General features: G+C 40.1%; 15 protein-coding genes. 10 read left to right on the top strand and 5 right to left on the bottom strand.

The annotated features are described in order from the left end of the window. Positions 1-179 precede the first annotated feature (179 nt). Positions 180-590, top strand: a complete 411-nt coding sequence (locus KO529_RS03705; protein WP_215946560.1) for an STAS/SEC14 domain-containing protein — start codon at positions 180-182, stop codon at positions 588-590. A gap of 37 nt (positions 591-627) precedes the next feature. On the opposite strand, the gene KO529_RS03700 is transcribed toward KO529_RS03705, so the two are convergent. Beyond that, positions 628-2,172: an NAD(P)H-hydrate dehydratase gene (locus tag KO529_RS03700; protein WP_215946559.1), complete on the bottom strand. Its 1,545-nt coding sequence runs from the start codon at positions 2,170-2,172 to the stop codon at positions 628-630. A gap of 58 nt (positions 2,173-2,230) precedes the next feature. Between KO529_RS03700 and KO529_RS03695 the strand changes: the two genes are divergently transcribed. The 4 genes from KO529_RS03695 to thrC all read left to right on the top strand — a co-directional run bounded on the left by KO529_RS03695 (position 2,231) and on the right by thrC (position 7,218). Further along, positions 2,231-2,371 carry a hypothetical protein gene (locus tag KO529_RS03695; RefSeq protein ID WP_215946558.1) on the top strand — a complete coding sequence of 47 codons (141 nt, stop codon included), beginning with the start codon at positions 2,231-2,233 and terminating at the stop codon, positions 2,369-2,371. Positions 2,372-2,440: 69 nt separating this feature from the next. Beyond that, on the top strand, positions 2,441-4,885 hold the full coding sequence (gene thrA / locus KO529_RS03690) for a bifunctional aspartate kinase/homoserine dehydrogenase I (RefSeq protein ID WP_215946557.1): 2,445 nt from the start codon (positions 2,441-2,443) through the stop codon (positions 4,883-4,885). A gap of 36 nt (positions 4,886-4,921) precedes the next feature. Then, on the top strand, positions 4,922-5,854 hold the full coding sequence (locus tag KO529_RS03685; protein WP_215946556.1) for a homoserine kinase: 933 nt from the start codon (positions 4,922-4,924) through the stop codon (positions 5,852-5,854). Positions 5,855-5,922: 68 nt separating this feature from the next. Beyond that, a complete protein-coding gene (gene thrC, locus KO529_RS03680; RefSeq protein WP_215946555.1) occupies positions 5,923-7,218 on the top strand; it encodes a threonine synthase in 1,296 nt (431 codons plus the stop codon). Positions 7,219-7,229: 11 nt separating this feature from the next. Here thrC and glf read toward each other — a convergent pair whose 3' ends face one another. Beyond that, positions 7,230-8,327 carry a UDP-galactopyranose mutase gene (glf, locus tag KO529_RS03675; protein WP_215946554.1) on the bottom strand — a complete coding sequence of 366 codons (1,098 nt, stop codon included), beginning with the start codon at positions 8,325-8,327 and terminating at the stop codon, positions 7,230-7,232. 137 nt (positions 8,328-8,464) lie between these two features. Between glf and KO529_RS03670 the strand changes: the two genes are divergently transcribed. After that, complete coding sequence (locus KO529_RS03670) at positions 8,465-9,508, top strand: beta-1,6-galactofuranosyltransferase (RefSeq protein WP_215946553.1); 1,044 nt, start codon at positions 8,465-8,467, stop codon at positions 9,506-9,508. Positions 9,509-9,526: 18 nt separating this feature from the next. Here the strand turns inward: KO529_RS03670 and KO529_RS03665 are convergent, their stop codons facing one another. Further along, positions 9,527-11,146, bottom strand: coding sequence for an aminopeptidase P family protein (locus KO529_RS03665; protein WP_436835194.1), 1,620 nt, complete (start codon positions 11,144-11,146; stop codon positions 9,527-9,529). A gap of 254 nt (positions 11,147-11,400) precedes the next feature. On the opposite strand from KO529_RS03665, the gene gcvT reads away from it, so the two are divergent. From gcvT to KO529_RS03645, 4 genes are all read left to right on the top strand, one after another. Further along, positions 11,401-12,486 carry a glycine cleavage system aminomethyltransferase GcvT gene (gcvT, locus tag KO529_RS03660; RefSeq protein WP_215946551.1) on the top strand — a complete coding sequence of 362 codons (1,086 nt, stop codon included), beginning with the start codon at positions 11,401-11,403 and terminating at the stop codon, positions 12,484-12,486. 39 nt (positions 12,487-12,525) lie between these two features. Then, positions 12,526-13,344 carry a sugar nucleotide-binding protein gene (locus tag KO529_RS03655; RefSeq protein ID WP_215946550.1) on the top strand — a complete coding sequence of 273 codons (819 nt, stop codon included), beginning with the start codon at positions 12,526-12,528 and terminating at the stop codon, positions 13,342-13,344. Between the two features lie 48 nt (positions 13,345-13,392). Then, complete coding sequence (locus KO529_RS03650) at positions 13,393-13,680, top strand: 4a-hydroxytetrahydrobiopterin dehydratase (protein ID WP_215946549.1); 288 nt, start codon at positions 13,393-13,395, stop codon at positions 13,678-13,680. 67 nt (positions 13,681-13,747) lie between these two features. Continuing rightward, the gene (locus tag KO529_RS03645; protein ID WP_111621994.1) at positions 13,748-14,458 is read left to right on the top strand and encodes a YebC/PmpR family DNA-binding transcriptional regulator; all 711 of its coding nucleotides are present in this window, start codon (positions 13,748-13,750) and stop codon (positions 14,456-14,458) included. 115 nt (positions 14,459-14,573) lie between these two features. On the opposite strand, the gene KO529_RS03640 is transcribed toward KO529_RS03645, so the two are convergent. After that, positions 14,574-15,668, bottom strand: a complete 1,095-nt coding sequence (locus tag KO529_RS03640; protein WP_215946548.1) for a hypothetical protein — start codon at positions 15,666-15,668, stop codon at positions 14,574-14,576. A 411-nt stretch (positions 15,669-16,079) separates the two neighbouring features. After that, positions 16,080-24,659 (bottom strand): malectin domain-containing carbohydrate-binding protein, encoded by an 8,580-nt coding sequence (locus KO529_RS03635; RefSeq protein WP_252734295.1) that lies wholly within the window; start codon positions 24,657-24,659, stop codon positions 16,080-16,082. Positions 24,660-24,664: the final 5 nt, after the last annotated feature.

Raw genomic sequence — 24,664 nt, 5'->3', positions numbered from 1 at the left:
AGGAGTAGCAAAATGCTACTCCTTTTTTTTATTTATTCCCCGAGGTTTGTAAGAAATAAATCACAGTAAGCCCCATTTCATTCCACATAAACGATTAAAGTGTCTTTAATCTAATAATTTTTATAATAGTTATACTTAATTCTACATTCGCTGCAGACACACTATATAAAATACGGAGAATGAAAGTCGGACGACCCAAGAAGACTATTATCGTACGAGAATATCAACTGGACATTGGGAAAGTACAGGTATTTGACGATTACATGGTTTCTATTTTTGACGAAGGAAGCACCATAACCAAAGAAAGAGTATTTCAAATTATTGGCATTATGGAAATTCATTTCAGGAATAAAAACTTCGGTTACATAAGTTTAAGGAAGAACTCATATGCCATTGACCCAATGGTATACAATCAAATTAGGGAAATAGAGAATATTAAGGCTTTTGCTGTAGTTTCAATAAAAGAAATAGACATGCACAATTTTAATATCGAGAGACTATTTTATAAAAAACCTATGAAATTCTTCATTGATCAGGATAATGCCCTGATGTGGGTTAAAAGACGTGTAAGAACATCCAATACAGAATAAAGGTATGTCATTATCATAATTGGTAATGACATACCTTCTATTGCTCACTTTCACCAGTGGCAACATCAGGCTCAGAAACTTGAAAAAGATCTAAAAAGGCCATGCCGATATTATCCAATATACCACTGGCAATCAAGGCTTGAAAACCACATTTCTCTACCGCAATATCAGCTGCTTTTCCATGGATGTATACCCCAAAAATAGCAGCATTCAATGGAGAATAACCCTGAGCGATCATACCCGTGATTACCCCTGTTAGCACATCCCCGCTTCCACCAGTGGCCATACCTGGATTTCCTGTGGTGTTAACATAGCCCATATCCTTATATATAGTCATGGTGTTTGCCCCTTTTATAACCAAAATACAATCGTATTTTTCAGAGAACTCCTTTGCTTTTTTCAACTTGTCAAAGTCATCGGCCCATTTCCCGATTAAACGCTCCAACTCCTTGGGGTGCGGGGTTAAAACGGTCTGGGGAGGCATTTCTTGAAACAAGTCCTGATTTTTGGAAAGAATGTTCAAACCGTCAGCATCTATGACCAAAGGCAGTTTATTCCCCTTTAGAAAATTAGAAAAAGCCTTAACTGTAGTCGCGGTTGTTCCAATTCCAACCCCAATACCAACAACGCTGGGCATTATACTGAAATCAATTTTGGAAATTTCCACTTCTTCATTATCTGTAATTACCATGGCCTCCGGCAATGCCGTCTGCAATGGCAAATATCCACACCTTGGAACAAAAGCCGTTACCAATCCGCTTCCGGCCAACATACTTCCCTTTGCCGCCAAAACAACGGCCCCGATCTTTCCGTAACTTCCACCAATTATCAATGAATGGCCATAACTGCCCTTATGCGAATACTTTTCCCTGGGAATGTACATGGACAGCACTTCGTTCTTACCTATCAACTCATATTGCGGTTTCAACTTAAACATAAACTCTTGTTCCAAGCCAATATCCAGAATCTCCCAATGATCCATATATTTACCCGTTTCTGGAAGAAAAAAAGCAAGTTTAGGCACTTGAAAAGTAAGCACGTAATTTGCTTTTATTACACCTTCTTTATTGGGAAGGCCAGCCTCCATAAAAAGTCCGGAAGGCATATCTATTGAGAGAATAAACGCATTTGAGTTGTTTAGCTGCTGCATAAGCCTTACCACCCATTTATCGGGAACCCTATTCAGTCCTATACCAAAAATAGCATCAACAACAATATCATCTTTTCCTATAACGGGTAATTCCGATTGTTCATTTAGAAAATTGGGCCAAACGCCTTTCTCCTTTAATCGATCTAGGTTTATTAAAAAATCCTTGGACCTGTGTTCGCTATAGTTAACAACAAATACCTCTATATTATAATCGTGATCCTGCAAATGCCTTGCAAGTACCAGCCCATCCCCACCATTGTTGCCGATACCGCAAAACAAATGAATTTTTGTTTGGGCACCCTGCATTCTAGAATGCATCCAATTAAAAATCTGAATTGCAGCCCTTTCCATAAGCTGCTCACTGGTGATTTGTTGCTTTTCTATTGTGAATTTATCAGCTTCGTATATCTGTTTGGCATTAAAAATCTTCATTCTATAAGATATTTTAGAAAAAATTGATGATTTGGCAAAAATCCGCAAAAACATTTGATTGGGTAATCAAAAATACTACATTTGGTTCTTTATTCTTATGATGACTTTTAACAATACGGACAATAAACTACTTAATACACCATTTATAGATGGTTGCATTGCTATTACCGTTATCAGCACCACTACCCCATTGGGGTAAGCTACTACATATACGTCCGTTACACAATTTTATCAAAATTCAGTTTTTCTTACTTAATTCCATTGAACCATGAAAGTTCTAAAATTCGGTGGCACTTCGGTGGCCAACGCCAATAATATAAGCTTAGTAAAAAATATTATCGCAGATCTAGGGTCCAACAAAACCATAGTAGTGGTTTCCGCACTTGGAGGAATAACGGATCTTCTTTTAAAAACCGCCGCTTTAGCTTCTGCACAGGATCAAACCTATAAAACGATACTAAAGGAAATAGAGGACAGACACCTCTTGACCATCAAGGAACTAATCCCAATACATTCCCAGAGTAAGGTACTTAGTAAGGTAAAGAGTGAGCTAAATACCTTGGAAACTCTTTTGGAAGGGGCTTATTTAATTGGCGAGATTACACCTAAACTATCGGATAAAATTGTGAGTTATGGAGAGTTGCTATCTTCCTATATCATAGGCGAATATTTTATTGTTGAAGGAATAGATACCGTACATGCCGATAGCAGACAACTAATAAAGACAAATTCCAATTTTGGAAAAGCGGCCGTCAACTTTAATCTTACGAACAACAATATTACCGAATACGTGGACAAGTGCAATAATTCCGTAATTATTATGGGAGGCTTTATTGCTTCGGCCGTAAATGGAGATTCCACCACCCTAGGGCGTGGAGGATCGGACTATACTGCTGCCATCGTTGCAAATGCCATAAATGCGGAAGTTCTGGAAATATGGACAGATGTAAGCGGTATGTATACCGCCAACCCCAAAATAGTAAAACAGGCCATGGCCATTCCCCATATTTCTTATGAAGAAGCCATGGAGCTGTCGCATTTTGGTGCAAAGGTTCTTTATCCGCCCACGATCCAACCAGTATTGACCAAAGGAATTTCCATCGTCATTAAGAACACCTTCGATCCCAAGGCAGCAGGTACTTTGATTACCAAGAATAAGAATGGACAAGGTAAAACGGTACGGGGAATAAGCCATGTGGAGAATATTGCACTCGTATCCCTTGAAGGACCTGGCATGGTAGGAATTACAGGTATCTCCAAACGCTTTTTCGAAGTGCTATCAACTGCAGGTATCAGTGTTGTAATGATTACCCAGGCATCATCCGAACATTCCATCTGCATAGGAATAGACAATCAGGATGCAGACCATGCAGTACAAGTTATCAATGATGCATTTGACATTGAAATTTCCCTCGGAAAAATAAAACCGGTAATTGCGGAGAAAGATTTGGCCATCATTGCCCTTGTCGGCGATAACATGAAAAGTCACCAAGGACTTAGCGGAAAAATGTTCAGCACCTTAGGTAAGAACAACGTTAATATACGCGCCATAGCCCAAGGTGCATCCGAAAGGAACATATCTGCCGTTATCCTTAAGGAAGATGTAAAAAAAGCTCTCAATACATTGCATGAGGAATTTTTTGAGGAAAATATAAAACAGTTGAATCTGTTTGTCATGGGTGTGGGTAATGTAGGTGCCAAATTTTTGAACCAAATACAATCACAAAAAAAGTATTTAAAAGAGAAGTTAAAACTCAATATAAGGGTTATTGGTATGTCCAATTCCAGGACCATGATATTCGATGAAGATGGCATAGCCCTTAAGAACTGGGAAGAATTGCTAAGCAAGGGAGAAAAGACCGATCTAGACCTGTTCTTCCAAAAAGTAAAAAAACTGAATTACCGAAATAGCATCTTTGTTGACAATACCGCCAGCCAAGAGGTTTCGGAAACTTACAATTCATATTTAAGGAACAGCATATCCGTTGTTACCTGTAATAAAATAGCCTGCTCATCGGCCTATGATAATTATCAGGAGTTAAAGGATCTAGCCAGACAGTACAATGCACCATTTCTTTTTGAAACAAATGTTGGTGCGGGATTACCCATTATCGATACATTAAAGCATCTAGTAGCATCAGGGGACAAAATATTAAAAATTCAAGCGGTACTTTCAGGTAGTTTAAATTTCGTTTTCAACAATTTCAACGATAGTACCACCTTTCATGATGTGGTAAAGCAAGCCCAAGAAGAAGGCTACACGGAGCCAGATCCCAAAATAGATTTAAGTGGGGTGGATGTAATGCGAAAAATATTGATCCTGGCCAGGGAAAGTGGAAATGTACTGAACATAGAGGACATTCAGAACAATCCTTTTCTACCACAGGAGAGTTTGGAAACAACCAACAATGAGGATTTCTTCAAATCTTTGACCAAGTATGAAGCATCGTTTCAAGAGATGTACAAAAAAGCGGTTGAGGAAGACAGTAAATTGAAATATGTGGCGCAATTCGAAAACGGAAAAGCCAGTGTAGGTCTGCAAAGGATACCCAAGGGACATGATTTCTATAATTTGGAAGGCAGTGATAATATCGTATTGTTCTACACAGAACGCTATCCCAACCAACCTATGATTATAAAAGGCGCTGGGGCCGGAGCCGATGTTACTGCCTCTGGAATTTTTGCAGATATTATACGTATAGGTAATTTTTAAAAGTGCCCCACAAGTTTGAAATTTATTTGATGAGAAATGAAAACTAACGAAATTAGAATTTTCTGTCCAGCTACGATAGCCAATGTTTCCTGTGGCTTTGATGTTCTGGGGCTTGCTTTGGATTCCGTAGGAGATGAGATGGTGGTAAGGAAAACCACTGAAAAAGGAATAAAGATTACCAAGCTTTCAGGACAGGATCTACCTACCGAAACCCTTCAAAATGTTGCCGGAGTTGCCGGTTTGGCCTTGTTGGCGGAAAGTGATCATGTAGGTGGTTTTGAGATAGAAATTTACAAGAAAATAAAAGCGGGTAGCGGTATAGGAAGCAGTGCAGCCAGTTCTACGGGAGCGGTATGGGCTATGAATCAACTACTGGGCAGCCCCTTTAGCAATCTGGAGTTGGTAAAATTTGCTATGGAAGGAGAGCGATTGGCCAGTGGGGTTGCCCATGCTGACAATGTTGCCCCTGCCCTGTTCGGAGGCTTTACCTTGGTGCGCAGTTACCAACCATTGGACATAGTGAAAATTCCGACTCCTCCAGAATTATACGCAACGGTAATACACCCGCAAATAGAAGTAAGGACCTCAGACTCCAGACGAATCCTAAAAACATCCATTTCCCTGGAAGACGGTATAAAGCAATGGGGAAATGTGGGTGGCCTTATTGCTGGGCTATTTACCAATGATTACGACCTAATAGGCAGGTCCTTGGTAGACCATATCATAGAACCCATTAGATCCATTCTTATTCCGGGATTTGACAAGGTAAAGGAAGATGCCATAGAAGCAGGTGCCCTGGGCTGTGGTATCTCAGGCTCGGGCCCATCTATATTTGCGCTAAGCAAAGGCAAGGATACTGCCCTTAAAGTGGCCGAGGCTATGAGAAAGGTATATGAAAAAATTGGGGTCGACTATGACGTACATGTTTCAAAAATAAATACACAAGGGATTAAAATACTGGAAAGCTAATGTATTATATCCTTCAGGTCACTTAAGTCAGAACTCAAAAATTACAACTCATTCTAACAACAATAAATATGAACTTTTATAGCCTAAATCAACAAGCACCCAATGTATCTTTCAAAGACGCAGTTATAAAAGGAATTGCCCCAGATCGTGGGTTATATTTTCCGGAAATAATCGAGGCACTGCCAAATGATTTTTTTAACAAGATAGAAGATTATTCCAATCATGAAATTGCCTTTTTGGCCATACAACAATTTGTGGGCAAGGATATTCCTGAAGACGTGCTTAAAGAAATTCTTGCCGATGTTTTGGATTTTGATTTTCCCGTTGTGGAAATTGAGGACGACGTGGCCGTATTAGAACTTTTTCATGGTCCTACCTTGGCCTTTAAGGACGTGGGCGCAAGATTTATGGCCAGATGCCTTGGCTATTTTTCAACCGAAAATACTAAAGATGTAACCGTATTGGTAGCTACTTCCGGAGATACCGGAGGTGCAGTGGCCAATGGATTTCTTGGAGTGGACGGAGTTAAGGTTGTTATTCTATACCCTAGTGGAAAGGTCAGCGATATTCAAGAAAAACAGTTGACCACATTGGGCAAAAACATTACTGCCCTAGAAGTTGAAGGCACTTTCGACGACTGCCAAAACATGGTAAAAACAGCTTTCTTGGACGAAGAGTTGATCCAAAACATGCAATTGACCTCGGCCAATAGTATCAATGTGGCCAGATGGCTTCCACAAATGTTTTATTTCCTGTTCGCATACAAGGAGATGAAGTCCAAGGGCAAGGATATTATATTTTCTGTCCCTAGCGGAAATTTTGGAAACATCTGTGCAGGTATTATGGCACAAAGACTGGGAATGCCCTGCAAACATTTTATTGCCTCAACGAACGTCAATGACGTGGTTCCTCGTTACATGGATACAGGAGCATATGACCCAAAAGCTTCCATCGCCACCATTTCCAACGCCATGGATGTTGGTGATCCCAGTAATTTTATTAGGATAAGGCATTTGTACGAAGATAATTTTGGGGAGCTGTCCAAAAACATATCTTCTTATTCATTTACAGACATGGAAACCAAAGAAGCCATGTTGAAATTATACAACGACTTTACTTATGTGGCCGATCCCCACGGGGCCGTAGGTTATTTGGGCTTAAAGAAGTATCAACAAACCCATCCGGATACTTACGGCATTTTTCTAGAAACTGCGCACCCTGTCAAGTTCTTGGATGTCGTGGAGGATACCATTCGTGAAAATATTGATTTACCGGAGAGTATTGTAAAAGTAATGGGCAAAAAGAAAAAGTCGATTAAAATCTCCCTATATGACGAGCTGAAAGGTTACCTATTGGGTAAATAAAATGCTTTATCTTAGTTAAAGATTTTTTTACACTTGGCCAATGCCGAGGCTATTACCTGGTGCATATCGTAGTACTTATACTCGGCCAGCCTTCCTCCAAAAATGATATTGTCCCTTTCGGATAAGGTCTTGTACTTGGAGTATATGTCACTGTTTCGTTGATCATTGATGGGATAATAAGGCTCCTTATTGCCAGACCATTCCGTAGGGTATTCTTTTGTTATTACGGTCTTTTTCTGTGTTCCAAATTCAAAATGCTTATGCTCTAAAATCCGGGTATATGGAATGTCTGAAGCTGTATAATTTACGACTGCATTACCCTGATAATTTTCCATATCCAGGGTTTCATGCTTAAAATCCAGACTCCTATATTCCAGCTTACCATATTGGTAATCATAAAACTCATCAATCTTGCCTGTGAACACTACCTGATCGGCCATTGCGACCAATTCCCTTTTATCCTTAAAAAAGTCGACCTCTAAGCGAGTTTCTATGCCTTCCAACAAACCATTGATCAACTTATTGTAACCCCCGATGGGAATTCCTTGGTATTTGTCATTGAAATAATTATTATCGAAGGTAAATCGCAACGGCAATCTTTTTATAATAAAAGCAGGCAGTTCCGTGGCTTTTCGTCCCCATTGTTTCTCCGTATACCCTTTTATCAACTTTTCGTAGATATCCTTACCAACCAGAGACAAGGCCTGTTCTTCCAAATTTTTTGGATTTTTAACCCCTACCTCCTTTACTTGTTCAGCAATAACCGACTTAGCTTCTTCAGGCGTCTTTACCTTCCATAACTGATAAAAGGTGTTCATATTGAAGGGCAAATTATAAAGTTCATCCTTATAATTGGCCACGGGTGAATTGGTATATCTATTAAATTCAACAAAACTATTTACATAATCCCAAATTGCTTTGTCATTGGTATGAAAAATATGGGCTCCGTACTTATGAACATTTATACCTTCCACTTCCTCGCAATAAACATTACCTCCAAGATGTGGACGTTTATCAATTACCAGACATTTTTTTCCTTTCTTCTTGGCCTCGTGGGCAAATACGGCGCCAAAAAGTCCAGCTCCCACAATAAGGTAGTCGTATTTCATTATAGGTAGATTAGTATCCAATAGGAATAAAAAAGTAAAACTAGTGTATATTATAACGTTTACGAATTGAAATCAAAAAAAAAATCCCCTTTGCCATAACATGGTTATATTTGTAGAGCTTAAAGAACCGACCCAAAATGGCCAATTTATATTATATCTCCCGAAATTACAAAGCTACCAACAGTGCGGCCTCCAAGCCGAAAACAGATTGTGAGCGAATCTTGGACACCATAGGTTTCCGAAATTTAGGATTTAAACAGACTACTTATGCAAGTTCTGCTATTGGTGCGGTAGTAAGTTTTTTTGGAATAACCAAGGGCGTAATTCGTTTGCCAAAAAATTCCACTTTGGCCATACAATACCCTCTAAGCAAATATTACAAATACATCACTACCATAGCCGGAATAAAAAAATGCAAAATCGTGTTGATTATTCATGATGTTAAATACCTCATGGGAAAAAACAAGGATATTGCCCGGGAAATGAAAAAATTCTCATGTGCCGATGTAATCATTGTACATAACGACAACATGAAAAAATGGTTCGAGCAACAAGGGGCTACTGCCCAATTGATCCCCCTATACATGTTCGATTATTTGGATAACAACAGTAGCTATACTGCTCCGGAACTTTCTAACAATGGCCTATTCGATGTAGTTTTCGCCGGTGGCTTGGGAATAGCAAAAAGTGCCTTTATCTATAAATTGGATGCCTTAAAAAATAATAGTTTTCATTTAAAACTATACGGTAGCGGTTTTATCAAAGACGATGTGGACCCGGCCAATACCATCATAAGTTTTGAGGGCATGTATTCCCCGGATGAAGTTGCCAAACACATAAGAGGTTCCTTCGGTTTGGTCTGGAACGGGAATTCCATTGACGAATGTGCCGGTCATTTTGGGCAATACCTTTTATATAACAATCCCCATAAGACATCTCTATACTTACTCTGTGGCCTTCCCATCATTATATGGGACAAAGCTGCCATTGCCGCTGTGATTAAAGAACGCCAATTGGGCATTTGTATTTCCTCCTTGGAGGAGTTGGACGGTAAATTAAAAAACCTGTCCCATGAAGACTACCAAAAAATGGTAAAAAATGTAGCCGAAGTCAGAAAAGAAATCATTTCCGGTGGATTTTTAAAAGCAGCTATGGATAAGGCACTCCTAGCACTTTCTTAGTACCCTGTATCGAAATATTTAATCCAATGGTGGCAATTTAAATTGATCCAGCGGACTGGATTGTTTCATCACTGCCTCTATAGCTTCCGTTGTCCTAGGGGCCATTCCCGATAAATTAACAGGACCATTTTTGGTGATAAGAATATCGTCTTCGATCCTTACGGCTATCCCCCACCACTTTTTATCGCAATCGCTCCCCTCCGGAATGTAAATTCCTGGTTCCACTGTAATCACCGTATTTTCCTTAAAGGGCTGATAAGTGCCCTTATCATGAACATCCAATCCCAAATAATGGGATGTGCCATGTGGAAAATAATTTCTGGCCTCCTCCGGGCTTCCAATAATTCCCAGCTTCATCAACCCTCTGGCAACAACTTCACTAGCGGCCTGCCCAGGGGCCTGAAAAGAAGCCCCTATTACACTAGCCCTTATCCCCGCCTCTTGTGCATTGTATACAATATCGTAAATTTGTTTTTGTTCCTTTGAAAATTTGCCATTGGCCGGAATGGTCCGGGTTACATCGGCAGTATAACCATGATATTCGGCTCCTAAATCCATCAAAACCAAATCGTTCCCAACCTTAGGTTTATTATTCTCTATATAATGTAGAATACAGCCATTATTGCCTCCACCCACAATGGAAGGATACCCCTCATATTCGGCACCGTACTTCTTATAAACAAACTCATGCACCCCTTGTATTTCCATCTCGGACATATTGGGATGCATGGCCTTCATAACCTCTATTTGCCCTACTGCCGAAATCTCCACGGCCTTCTTCAGAAGTACCAACTCTTCTTTGGTCTTAACTTCCCTTAAGGTGTTCATTATTTCCTCCAACTTAGCGCTGTTAAGGTTATTGGATTTCAATTGCAGGGCCACTTTTTCCTTGATTTCGATCCGGGACCTATCATCTGAAGCCTCCACAAAATCGACCAACAATTTGTCCGATTTTAATTCCTGGTAATAATTTAAATACCTCCCCAGGGTTTGGGCCACATTGGCACTATTTTCCAATTCCGTTGACTTGATCATGCTGTAAAGCTGTTGTTTGGTGGCATCGTAATCTGACGGATAATTGGATTTTTCCTTAAATGTCCTTATCAAATCAAATATATCAGCTGGGTCATTGGTATCCCTAAAATCATTATTAAAATCAAAAAACAGTACATTTTCAAACTGGGAAAAATCAATATCCGAATTTAAAAATTCTTCCGCATTAAACGCTTGTTCAAACCCCAATTGCCCTTTAACCCCTTCTACTCCCAATCGTTTTCCATTCCACTGTTCGGCCTTTTCATCCCTTTTCTGGGCATAGAGCACCTCATCATAATTATTCCCTTCCTTATCCTTTTGCATTTCGGAAAATATGAGCAAAAGAGCATTAGGTTCCTTGTATCCAGTTAAATAATAAAAATCCGGATCTTGATGGTATATATAATCCACGTCGTTCGCCCTATTCCTAACGGCTGCGGCAAAAAATACCGCCACACTATTTGGAGGCATAGCCTTGCGCACTTCCTGACGCCTTCCCTTATGAAAATCTGCAGGTAGAAAATCGTTGGGAACTTCCTGGGCCTGAAACCAAGATGTTAAAAAAAGAAATAAAGAAATCATTATTAAATTCCTCATAGTCATCATTAAATTAATGTTTAAAAATAATCAATTATAATACCACATTGATTAATACTTCGCCAGAAAACTTGGAAAAGCAAACTGGACAATCCCTAAAGGGACAAAAAATGTTCACTGCTCGGTTAAAAAGTGAACATCCCTCCTCCCCCAAATTATCAAAGTAAGAATTCAAATTAACATTAATTTGTGCAAAACAAAAAGTATATAGATTCTCCCTTAGATTAATTTTCGATATTTTTACGCCTCAAATTATTCAAATGAAAAACACCGCATTGACAAAAACCCATGAGGCATTGGGCGCTAAAATGGTACCGTTCGCAGGATACAATATGCCTGTTTCTTATGAAGGAGTTAATATAGAACACGAAACAGTCCGCAAAGGAGTGGGCGTTTTTGACGTATCCCACATGGGTGAGTTCTTAGTAGGAGGCCCCAAGGCATTGGATCTCATACAAAAAGTAACTTCCAATGATGCTTCCAAATTGACTATTGGTAAGGCACAATACAGTTGTTTGCCTAACGAAACTGGCGGTATTGTGGATGACCTTATAGTCTATAAAATTAAAGATGAACAATATTTATTGGTGGTAAACGCATCCAATATTGATAAGGATTGGGAGCACATTAGTAAATATAATAAAGATTTTGGTGCAGATATGCGCAATATATCCGAAGGGTATTCCCTTCTGGCCATTCAGGGTCCCAAAGCCGTTGAAGCTATGCAAACGTTGACGTCCATAGATTTAAGCGCAATTAAGTTCTACAGCTTTGAGGTAGCAGATTTTGCCGGTATTGATAACGTAATTATTTCTGCCACCGGCTATACCGGTTCAGGAGGTTTTGAAATATACTGCAAGAATGAAGAAGTACAACAGATTTGGGACAAGGTTTTTGAAGCTGGTGCCGCCTATAACATAAAACCTATTGGACTTGCCGCCAGGGACACCTTACGCTTGGAAATGGGCTACTGTTTGTACGGCAATGATATCAATGATACTACATCGCCACTGGAAGCAGGCCTAGGATGGATTACCAAGTTCAGCAAGGATTTTGTGAACAGTGGATCCCTAGCCAAACAAAAGGAAGAAGGTGTTACCAAAAAACTGGTTGCTTTTGAGTTGGATGAAAAAGGGATTCCAAGGCACGATTATGACATTGTTGATGCTTTGGGAAATAAAATAGGGGTGGTAACCTCGGGCACCATGTCGCCATCCATGGGAAAGGGCATTGGTTTGGGGTATGTACCCACAGACTTGTCCCAAATTGGCAGTAAAATCTATATTCAAATTAGAAAAAATGCGGTTCCTGCTACCATCGTTAAACTCCCTTTTTATAAGGTTTAACAGATGTAGTGGTTGAGTTTTGCAAAAGGAGGTGATAGAATGAACAAAATACTCATTTTAGGAGCAAGCGGTTTTATAGGCAATGCCATTTACAAGGAATTGAATTCCTATTTTGACACCTATGGCACTTATTACTCTTCAAGAAAGAGCTTTGAGAACAATCAACAGTTCTTCCGCTATGACCTTGAAGAAGATGACGTTCATGATATTTTGAACAAAGTAAAACCCGACTTAATAATTTCTGCACTAAGGGGAAATTTCCAAGCACAGGTAATGGCCCATCAACATATAGTGGAATACATCCAAAAAAGGGATTGCAAATTGTATTTTATATCCTCTGCCAACGTATTTGATGCCTATAGCAAATACCCATCCTATGAAAATGACAAGACCTTGTCCGAAAGTATCTATGGCCGACTGAAAATTAAAATAGAAAATATGCTTCTGAGGATACCTGTTTCTAAAATGGCCATTCTTAGGGTGCCCATGGTTTTTGGCATAAATTCACCAAGAATTAAGGAAATAAAGAATGCCCTATCCAATAAGGAACCTATTGAGGTATTCCCCAACCTAATTATAAATGTTACCAACGATGATAAACTAACACAACAAATACATTACCTTATAAATCACAATAAAACGGGTACTTTTCATTTGGGAAGTGTAGACCTAATACACCATGAAGATTTTATAAAGGAAATTGTAAACCGTTTGGGCAACTACCATCCCATATATAAACATGTTTTTACCACCAATGAAGACCGTTATTTGGCGGTGCTACCAAAAACGAATCAGCTTCCAAAGAATTTATTATTCAACTATCAGGAGATAATAGACCATCATATCTTTAGTGAATAAGCCACTTGGAATTGTACTGTTTTAATTAACTTTATAAAAAATAGAGACATGAAAAAATTATCGGAATTGGAAATAGAAAAGCGATTGGAGGAATTGGACGGTTGGGATTATGTTGATGGTGCTATAGAAACGTCATTTGAATTTAAAAATTTCAAGGATGCCTTCTCCGTAATGACCAGAATCGCCTTTGAATGTGAATCCCAAAATCATCACCCAGATTGGAGCAATGTCTACAATTCCCTTAATATAAGACTTTCCACCCATGATGCGGAGGGAGTTACCGAAAGGGATTTTAAATTAGCGCACAGTATTGAGGAAATTATTGTAAGCAACTAAGCTGAACACTTGCGCCGGTAGTAAAAATTATTAAATTTGTTCCATATTATTCTAATAAAACTAAGAAATGGGAAGAGCTTTTGAGTTTAGAAAAGCACGTAAAATGAAAAGGTGGTCCGCAATGTCAAAGGCCTTTACCAGAATAGGCAAAGACATTGTTATGGCTGTAAAAGAGGGAGGGCCAGACCCGAGCTCCAATGCGCGATTAAGGGCCGTTATTCAAAATGCCAAGGCGGTAAACATGCCCAAAGACAATGTGGAAAGAGCCATTAAAAGGGCATCTGACAAGAGTTTGGGCGACTTTAAGGAAGTGCTTTTTGAAGGATACGCACCCCATGGAATTGCAATTTTAGTAGAAACTGCTACGGACAACAATACAAGGACAGTTGCGAATGTTAGAAGTTACTTCAACAAATGTAACGGTAGCTTGGGAACTTCGGGTTCTGTTGAGTTTATGTTCGACCATACTTGTAACTTTAGGATTCCCGCTGAAGGCATAGATCCGGAGGAGTTGGAATTGGAAATGATCGACTTTGGGGCCGAAGAAGTTTTTGCCGATGAGGATGGTATTTTGATCTATGCTCCCTTTGAAAGTTTCGGAGCCATTCAGAAAGAATTGGAAAATAGAGAGATTGAAATTCTATCTTCCGGTTTTGAACGTATACCACAGGTTACCAAGGCCCTGAGTGAGGAAGAAGCAGCCGATGTTGAAAAACTCCTGGAAAAAATAGAAGAGGATGATGATGTGCAGAATGTATATCACACCATGCAGGAATAATAATTCACTTTAATGACAAAAATAAAAAGAGGCCCTTGATCGGGCCTCTTTTTATTTTTAATAGTTTAATGTTTTTTTGTTCTAAATCAATTCCAATATCTGGAAATTTCCATCTTTAGTGCAGTTCTTCATCCGCTCCTATTAGTAAAGATTTGTTCAACGTAAGAACAACAGTTCCCTCATCCTCTGTTGGAGTAACCGAGGTTATAAAATTATTCAGTTGGTTTCCTGAAGTTACAATAGGATTACCATACCAGTTATTTCCATTGTTTACAAAGATATTATTGGTAATGGTAGTTTTGGAATCATGTTTAAAACCTCCACCGGTATTGATAATGGTCCCCGTATTTCCCTGAAAAAGGTTCCCATCAAAAAGAGTATTATTGGTCCCTAACGTATCCTCGCCCCACGATGGGGTATCGCCAATCTTACTTGAAAAAGTAAACAGCAATCGGCCAGTATTATTAACGAATTTAGAGTTTAATATCTGGTAGCGGTTTACCCCCTTGAAACTGGCTATTTGATCATAATTCCGGCTAAAGATGCAATTATCAATTTTTACATAATGCTCCGTTGAAAAGATTAAGCCCCTATTGGAAATAAATGACGATCCCGTAATTGTAATTCTATTGGTATAATCATTTTCATTGTCCGAAGTATAATTGGGAGTAGATCCCCAATAGCTTCTAAATAAGGTGGCAGAATTATTTTCAAAAATGGAATTGGAAATGGTAATAGATGAATTGTCTCCCTTGGACCAAAACGCAGTTTGATTGGAAACACCGGTAACCCTTATTTCAGAAGCCTTTACAGCTGAGCCCGAAACGGCAAAAATAGTTCCGTCATTGTAATTATCTGCAGTATCAGTAAAGGTAAATCCGGAGATATCCAAACTAAAACCTTTATTAACCACGAACATACGATAATTCCCCTCCCCCGAGATAGTGATATGCTTCGCCCCTGGTCCAGTAATGGTGAGATTATTATTGATGGGAGGCAGATCTGAAGATAATCTAAGAGTGCCCGCCAATCCTTCCAAAAAACTTATTTTATCGATATTAGAATCAGCATTGGCCGTATTTATGGCCCAACGCAAAGTACCCTTACTATTATCGTCGTCAAGACCAGTAACCAATACCTCAGTTTGTGCAATGGATTTGGAAAAACTGAAAACGATAATTAAAAAAACAATTATTTGATTTCTTTTCATTCTCGATGGAATTAATACTATAAATGCTAATTAAATCAACGTTATTCCTTACTAGAAATAGGCTTATACCTTGTTCCTTGTTAACGTATTAAGATCAAAATTAGTATTCCGCACCTAAAAAAGGATTTATTATAGCCCCAAAGATGTGTAAGTGTCTGAAAATGTTGTGTAAAGCCGCTATTGTGCAGTTTGATTTTAAGACGCCTACCAATTCCATGATAAAACCTAGGCTGTTTCTAAAATATAACTGGTTTTAATGATTTGTATCGGCCCGCATATCCAAATAGCCTAGTCATAGTTCCAACTGCAAGAAACTAGGAATGGGTAATTACTTATCAATTTAGGAATCATTTTAAACAAAAAAAAGCACTGGGCTAGCCCAGTGCTTTTTTTTGAACACTAAATTATATTTTACAATCCACTGGGCACTTCCCCTGCAACATTGAAATTAGTCACCAACAGCGAGAAATCTTCCAATCCTACACTACCATCCCCATTAAAGTCTGCACGAGCATCATAGCCTGTATCCCCAAAACCTATATTAAAGGTGGTTACCAAGACAGAGAAATCCTCTAAGCCTACTGTATTGTCGTTGTTAGCGTCCCCAACTCTTAGTTCCCCTATATTGAGATTATTGTCACCTGCCTCTAAGGTCATGGTCGACACTTTTTGTAAATGCATTCCGGATTTGACAGCAATTTCATAGGTGCCTTGCGGAATTCCTACCATTACAGCTTCTCCATTGGAAGTTCCTATAGGATTAAACTCCAGCAAAGGTGTAGTAGCACCTACTTCATATAGAGCAACCGATAAATCAATACTGTGATCGGTACGACCCTGTAAGCTATAGGAAACGGTCAAATCGGATGCTGCTGCAGTAGGATCAAACTCCAATACGATGATATTGGATGCAACGCTATTTATTCCATTGGCGCCAGTTACTACAGCAACGAAATGATTAAGGCCACCGTTTGGCGTTCCGGCCGCTCCCGTTGTTTGTGTTAGGGTAACCGGAATATTGGCAACCCCCGATGCATTTAATTGAGTGGTATATAACTCCTTGGCCATGGCTTCATTAGCCTCAAAAGGATCTATATCATACCCTATAGAAGGATTACCTGCATCAATATATAATCGTCCATCTACACGCAATAGACTAATCAGTGCATTTGGCTGGCCTGTAATCTGCACAACTTGATTCGCCTGCGTCACCAATCTGGAACCATTTGATCCATCAACCAAAATGGAAGGTGCCACCAAACTATTACTATCACTATTTACAATAGCATCCGATCCTCCTAAGGAACCTTCATCATACAAGCTTGTTGTATAAACAACCCCACTGGCAAACTCTATTGTAATTGTCGCCCCGATCAGTTCAAATCCCGAAATAGAACCTGCATCACCGGATGATAAATCGCCCTTGATGGTTGTCGGATCCATATCAACGCCAAACACAAACGACTCTCCAGGATTAAAATCAGTAAAATCCAAAGATAAAACATCATAACCTTCCTGATTATTAGTGCCATTGTGGGGTTGCGCAAATACACTCACGCAATCTGCATTGTCCGAACCTCCGTTCCCTGGTACTGTTAATCCAACAGCACTGGAGGAACTACCCGCATTACCAGCCGTTAAACATTTGGCAACACTATCTCCTGCGGTTCCCACTGGATCAAAAACTACATCCATCATAAATCCAGAAGATGTATTAATAGTAACATTTACTATATCATCATCACCAGTATTGTCAATAAAGAAGGAATTATTTCCATAAGTTGACGCTGCTAGATCACCTCCGGGGGTAACCTTAACCGTAGCTTCCGGATTGCCTATTGGCAAGGCGGTAACATTCCAATTAAAGTTAATCACCGTACTTGAAGAAGGATCACAAGCATCACTTACCGTTACCGCAACATTGTAAGGACTGTTTTCAGAGGCCCCAGGTGAACCACCAACATTTTGTGAAGATTGTGGTCCGTTGAGCAAAGTATTATTTATACCCGTACTTGCTTCATCTATATGAGCTAGGGCAATTCGATCTATCTTATGTCCTTCCGAACGCTCACTCATAGAAATACTATAGGTACCAGTATTTTCAAAGTAGGCATAAACAGGAAAACCATTGTTATCTATGGTACGGGTGTTCCAAACATTTGAAATTGAATTAGTGTATACTTTAAAAAAACCATTTATACCTGGATTTTCATTCCCGTGATCTGTTCTACCCTGAGCATTGCCTTTGGGCCAGTAAAAAGTCTTGTTTGTACTTGTTGGATCGCTCAATTCATTTAGAAACTCTTGGGTTCCTGTTAGCACACCACCTTGAACTGCGAAAAAATGAACATCGGGTGTGTTTTCTATTTTAAACCATGTATCATTCCTATCGCTAGAACTTGAACCTGAAATAGCCGATTTAACATGAAAACGGTATACCCCGGGCGTGGTAATCTCTACATTATAATTTACTGTTTGTCCGTTGAGATTGGAAAAATGATCGGTACTAGCCACCATATAGGTTGTGCCCGAATTGGTTTCAAGATTCCATCCTCCTGACGTATCCACGAAATCGGTTTCTGCTTCTATAATTACCAATCCATTGTTTTCCTTAAAAGCCCCAGCTGTACCACTTCCCGTGCCACCTAATATAGTACCCGAAATAATACCTGTTGCGGGGTCAATAGAAAGATTTGGCGGTAAATTTGTTGCAGAATAACTTAAAGGGCCACAAGGATCAGTATTTTCATCATTGGCCACTATTTGAAGGTTTACCGCGCCTCCATCCACACCCATCTGTGCGCCTGGATTGGCTACTACCGGAGGTAAACCTGAGGTTGGATTACCACTAACTTCAACTATTTCTATCGCCTTAAGGGAGGGGTTCTGTACACCGTGAATAAATTGAAGATCCAAGGTGCCATCTGTAATCGTTACCCTATAGGATACCATAAAGGCTCCTAAAGCCCCTGCTCTTGCAAAGGGGTCAATATCATTAAATGCACTGGGCACCGATCCTTCAACTGAAACGTCGAAAACCCTTTGTCCTGCCGCCGTTATTTGATTGTACAACTCCGCAAAATAAAGCCTTACCTCAACCTCTGTCCCCGTATCTATTGGGAATTGCCACAACATTTCAGGGGCACCCTCAGCGTCATATCTTTCTGTAACAAAAATACTACTTGGTGTCCCAGAAGGAAGTGATGCATGTGTCATATTTATTGGGCCTTTATAAGCAGAACCGGCAGATTGATTATATAATCCACCTGTTGCGGTTGCTGCTGCCAAATATGGAGAGTTTCCAGCTATCCCAAAAGTACCCTGATCGACACTCCAATCCGGATTGGGCGTGTCTGTTGCAGTAATTAATTCACCTCCTGCATTTATTCGGTATAAAATAGTTGAAGTCTCTTCGCCACTGGTAACACCTACACTCGTAGATCCATTGCTTCCATAAGCCATAACCAAAGTAGCTACTTCTCCTGTCTGGGAACCTGTATGTTCAATTTGAATTGTCTTAGTAGCACCTGCCTCGATTAAAAAGCTGCTTGACCCAAGAATCGTAAAATTTGAAGCATTGGAACCGGTAAGTGCCAATGACTTAACATAAACTCCCTGATTTCCTCCTGAAATACTTATCAATAAATCCTCAACTCCCCCTTGTGGTACCGTAATGTTGGAGGGCACAGATAGAGTACTTGCAACAATTGATGTCCCAGTTGGATTATCAGAGCCATAAACTTCCATTTTAGTTTGGTTGCCACCTCCTTGATTGGGAGACCCTGAAGTAATCCAAATACCATCACCGGATACAATACCTTGAGTACCGTGACGTGGATTGTTCAAATCGCTTAAAGAAGACCATGTATTAGTGTTTACATCCAAGGCATCTGTATTGGCATATGCCTGACCATTTCCTTCACCACCAATTACGACCACTTTTCCATTAAAAGTAACTGTTCCGGAAGCAGCACGCGGAGTAGGCAAATTACTGGATGCCGGTAGGGTTATCCACGTTTTACTAACAAAATCATATACATCCACCTCAGGAATAACGGGAGCAAAAGTTCCTCCATCACCACCTGTAAGTCTACCACCTACTACATATAATTTATTGCCAACAACGGTAGCGTGAAAATGATCCCGTGCCCGTGGCACATCTCCCAAGACTGTCCATTTGCCAGTAGCTGGATCAAACTCATCAAACCATGCGATATAACCTCCATTATGCCCAATGGTGTTTCCTGCTATAACATAAAACTTATTATTGTACATCACCAATCCGGCAGAACCTCTTTTACGTGCATTGGGTATGGCAGGACCTTGAATCCAAGTATCAGAAACAGGATTGTACATATAAATATTATCGGCCGGAGCTTCATTGGGGTATCCATTATCCTTAAAGGATCCAATAACCCAAATTAATCCTTGATAAGCAACAGCTTGGAAGTGATTAAATTCGAATGGGGCCGTTGAGGCTGCCTGGGACCACGTATTGGTATTGTAGTCATAAATTTCTACCTTTTTGGCATTTTCCCTACCTCCGAATAAATAAAATTTATCTCCTGCTTGTACAAATGAGTTTTCGTGTCTAGGAGTATGTTCTGTTACATTGGTTATATTGGTCCAATCTCCACTAACGGTACCTCCGGAGCTAATAATCTCAATACCCTTAATATTAGGGTTTTCAATTCCTTTGATAAAATCAATATCAAGGTTTCCATCATTTACCTCTACCACAAAACTCTCGACTCCTACAGTAGCAAACCCATATTTTGCTGTTTGATCCAAATCGTTCAGTACAATTTGGCCTTCAATGGCTACATCGAATACGCGCACTCCTGGAGCGTTGGCTCCAGCCCATACCTCGGCAAATAACAAATTAATGGTATATGTCCCCTGCGACAGTGGAATATCCCACTGCATATTTCCGGGTACAGCCAATGTATTATATCTTTCTGTAGCAAATATATTATTGGGATAGGATGTATTGTTGACAAAAGTGCCTGGAAGTGCTGCCCCGTAAGTTTTATCCTCTGTTGAAGAATTTACATATACGGAAGGTGTTCCGTTTTGTGCATTACCATTGGCGCCACTTGCTGCCTGATCCTCTCCCCAATTTATTGGAGACGCATCGTTGGAAGCAATAATGTTACCCCCTGCGTTAATGCGGTACAACACATTGTTAGGAGCATTGGGATCATTAACCGTCCAAGCAAAATTTACATTAGCTGGTGTTGATGATGGTTTGCTCACCGTAACGGTAACATTGTACTGTCCTGCATCTGCTGCATAGGAAGAAATGGTTCCCAATATAGCTCCTTGGGTTGGCTCTATACTCAAGCCAGGAGGCAATCCAGTTACAGAAAATGTGAAATTCTCATTAGGATCCCCACCACTAGCTGTAATATTCAGTACGGGTGTTTCTCCAGGATTGTTTATCTGATTGGCAACAGGGTCAATAACAATTGGTGAATTTACAACACTTCCTGCACCAAGTATTTCAATAGCGTTGATCAATGGGTTTTCGGTTTGACGTATGAACTCCAAATTCAATACGCCATCAGTAACAGTCACCTGATAACTTTCCATAGCACCTACCTTATTTCCATATTGCGCAGATAGATCCTTATCGTTTATCACCAAGACATCTTCCATTTTAACATCGAACACTCGCTGCCCCGGATCTCCAGTACCATCGTACCCATTTCCCATATATAGGTTTACGGTAAAAGTCCCGTTGCCTGTATTAAAGGTCCATTCCATTTCAGGAAGCCCTGCTGGATCCCATCGCTCTTTCGCAAATATCTCCTGAGGCGCATAAGATGGAACGGAAGAATGTCTACCTGCAATATTATGGGTAGAAATATTTCCAGTGTTAACACTAAAATTAGTCCCTCCTGAAGCACCTACCACATCGTTTCCTGCCCAATTGGGATTGGGAGCATCTGTGGCGGTAATGGTAGCTCCACCGGCATTCACCCTAAACAAAACTGCCGGTTGCTCGGTCACATTAACCGTGAAAATTTGATCCACATACAACAAATTGGAATCTGTGGCCCGAATGGTAATAATTGAACTTGCCTCAGTATCCGGATAAGTTAAGGTCAGTATATTGGCCGAAATAGTGGCCCCAATTGCAAGATTGGAATTATTTTCAACAGTATAAGTCAAATTTCCGACCCCTTGGTCATCTCCAAAATAATCGTTAAGATCAATATTTTGATCTGGAGAACTAATCAATTTATCCAAATTGGCCAAAGGCTGAGATATAGTAGGTTGACTTCCTGTAACATTCAAATAATCCCATGTTCCTTCTACCTCTTCTCCAGCTGCATTGGAGGTTCCTATTAAACCTACCGCTAAAATGGTAGTCGATTGTTGTATAGCTGTTTTTATTGTCCCAGATGCCGCAATGGTCCCTAAGGAAATTGGGGGATTACCATCAAGACTGTACAAAACTTCTACTGCCGCGGTAACGGCATTAATATTGAATGAAAAAACAACATCATTGGAAGGTCTATTTCCTGTTGCGATTGTAGCCGTTAGAGGGGTTTGGGGCACATCATTGATCTCCTGTAAGGCTACAACCCCGTTCTGGGTAAGGACAACCTTAATATAATTGCTTTGAGTTCCATCCCCTATAAATATTCCCAATTCACCGCCCGATGGGGCACTGGAACCATAAAGCTGGGTAGGATCGGAAAAATTAAATAATCGGCCAACAACGGTGAATGAGTTAACGGATTGATCTACGTTGACACCATATTGGAATCCCTTTTCCTGATTATTGGCCGTACCCAATGCCGTTCCCGAAGTCATCTGCATGGTCATAGCGCCTGTTGCCCCACCTAAAATATCATTTGGATTTGGGCCGGCACCAACTACATCCAACCAATTAAGCCAGTTCGGATTGGGGGCACCATTATTCATAAGACCTGTTAATCCAAGACCCAAATAACCACCTAGAACTAAATTATCGGATAATAATTCGTTCAGCACTGGTAAATCAAATCCATCAGAACCATTATCCAATGGATTACCCAATTGAAATGGGTCATTAGCATCTATAATACCATCGTTATCATCGTCATTATCGTTCAAATCAGAAACCAAAACTCCACCTGCCGCTTTATCAAAATCATTTGGCTGTGATCCCCCGTTACAATGGTCTATATTGTTCTGAACTTCATCTTGATTGGTGTAACCGTCTTGATCGGTATCTGCCAACCCATCATATGAGTCATCGGAGGGGTCCAAACACACAACCTCAGGTTGTGGCTCTAAAATTTTTATGGTACCATTAAATGTCGCCACCCATATAGTCCCAGGAAAAGGATCATTGTCCCCATTACATGTAATACCCAGGGCATTACCCCCAAGACCAGATGCAAAAGTATTGGTTAATGTTTTTAGACTTCCGTCCGATTCCAATTGCACCCTTCTTAAAATACCGTTATTATGACCAGCGATCAGATCGCCCACCATACTTTCCGAACCAGTGAATATCGTGGAGGTATATTCGTCAATACCATTGGTATTATTGCCCCAGGTAGTTACAATGGCATCGTTTGGGCCGTCAGGATTTGGAGTTGAAGGCCCTCTCCAGTCACCTTGTGCCTCATCAGCAAGACCTACTGGAACTGGTGGCCAATCTACAGGTAGGGCTATGCTTGCATTATTTGTATAGCCAGTTCCTTTTAAACCAGTTGGATCATAAATCAAAGTTCTATATACCGCCCCATTGGTATTGTTTACAGACGGGTTGGTGTAAAGTCCAGCACCGGCTGGATTGGCTCTGATCGGTGCCGGGTGCCCTCCATAAAAAGTACCAAATGAATACCCTTGAATATTAGTGGTAATCAAAGATAAATGGTCGTCATTATCCACCTTTTCCCCTCCAATAGTTGTATTACTACCTGGTTCACTTGAATTGTATTCATTGGTTACATTGCCCGTACCTTCGTTGTTGGGAAATCCACCCCAACCTCCATTAGCTCCATTATCGGTCACATACACGGCCCCAGAGGCCGTAAGTACCAAATCGTAGGCATTTCTATATCCTGGTGAAAATATTTGCACTGGACCGCCAATAACAATTTTTGCCTGATTCAATCCATCATTACCTCCCCATGGATCATTTACATCTACACCATCATAGCCTGCTGCGTCTGGATCAATTATACCATTAACATTTGCCCTAGTAGGATCGTCCAAAGTAGGAATATCATAAATATAATTCCTTCCATCGTTTTTAATAGGCATACTTTCTATAAGGTCAAGATTTATTGAAAGTACTGCTGCAGATAGGGCATATTCCGTGGTCCAGGCAAAATTGTCAGATGGTGACCCAGCATTTGTATGGCCTCCCTGTGCCACTATTAGAAAATCCACACCATTGATAGTTGCAAATTCCAATCCATTGGTGGCATGGTTTTCCTCAGACCTTGGTAGTCCACGAACTATATCCACCACGCTCCAGTTGCTTCCAGTCCAAGTAAGTCGGGTAATCACTCCAGAATTGGTATCAAGATTTAAATCTCCACTAGGCCCTCCTACCCTTGAATCACTGGAGGTAACATAAATAATTGGATTTAGCGCTGTTCCTGCAACAGTGAGACCAGTGGCCTCCCTATTATTACCACTATTTGAAGAACCGTCGTCGTTATGATTGGGAATGTTCTTAACTCCCAGCAACTTTTCAGATGCCGTGACCACATAATTATTGCTCGCATTCTTTTGCACTGTATAAATGTCAATGGTGCCATTTAAGTTTAGTACGTACAACCTTCCATCCGGGCCATACATCAAAGATGTTCCTTGACTTACAGCTCCATTACCATTAAAATTAAGATTACTCTGGCTGAAAGATTGAGCATTCATGCCGTTATGACAAAGAACCATCATCAGGCCAAGTATAAATATAGTCCGTAGCCTACTTATTAGTGAAGTTTCTTTTATGATCAATGGTATGTAATTTAAGTTTTCCATTTTTT

The sequence above is a fragment of the Arenibacter algicola genome (assembly GCF_018860365.1).
Classification (GTDB): Bacteria; Bacteroidota; Bacteroidia; order Flavobacteriales; family Flavobacteriaceae; genus Arenibacter; species Arenibacter algicola_B.
The sequence above is the reverse complement of the archived record's forward strand: the minus strand, read 5'-3'. Positions and strand labels throughout refer to the sequence as shown.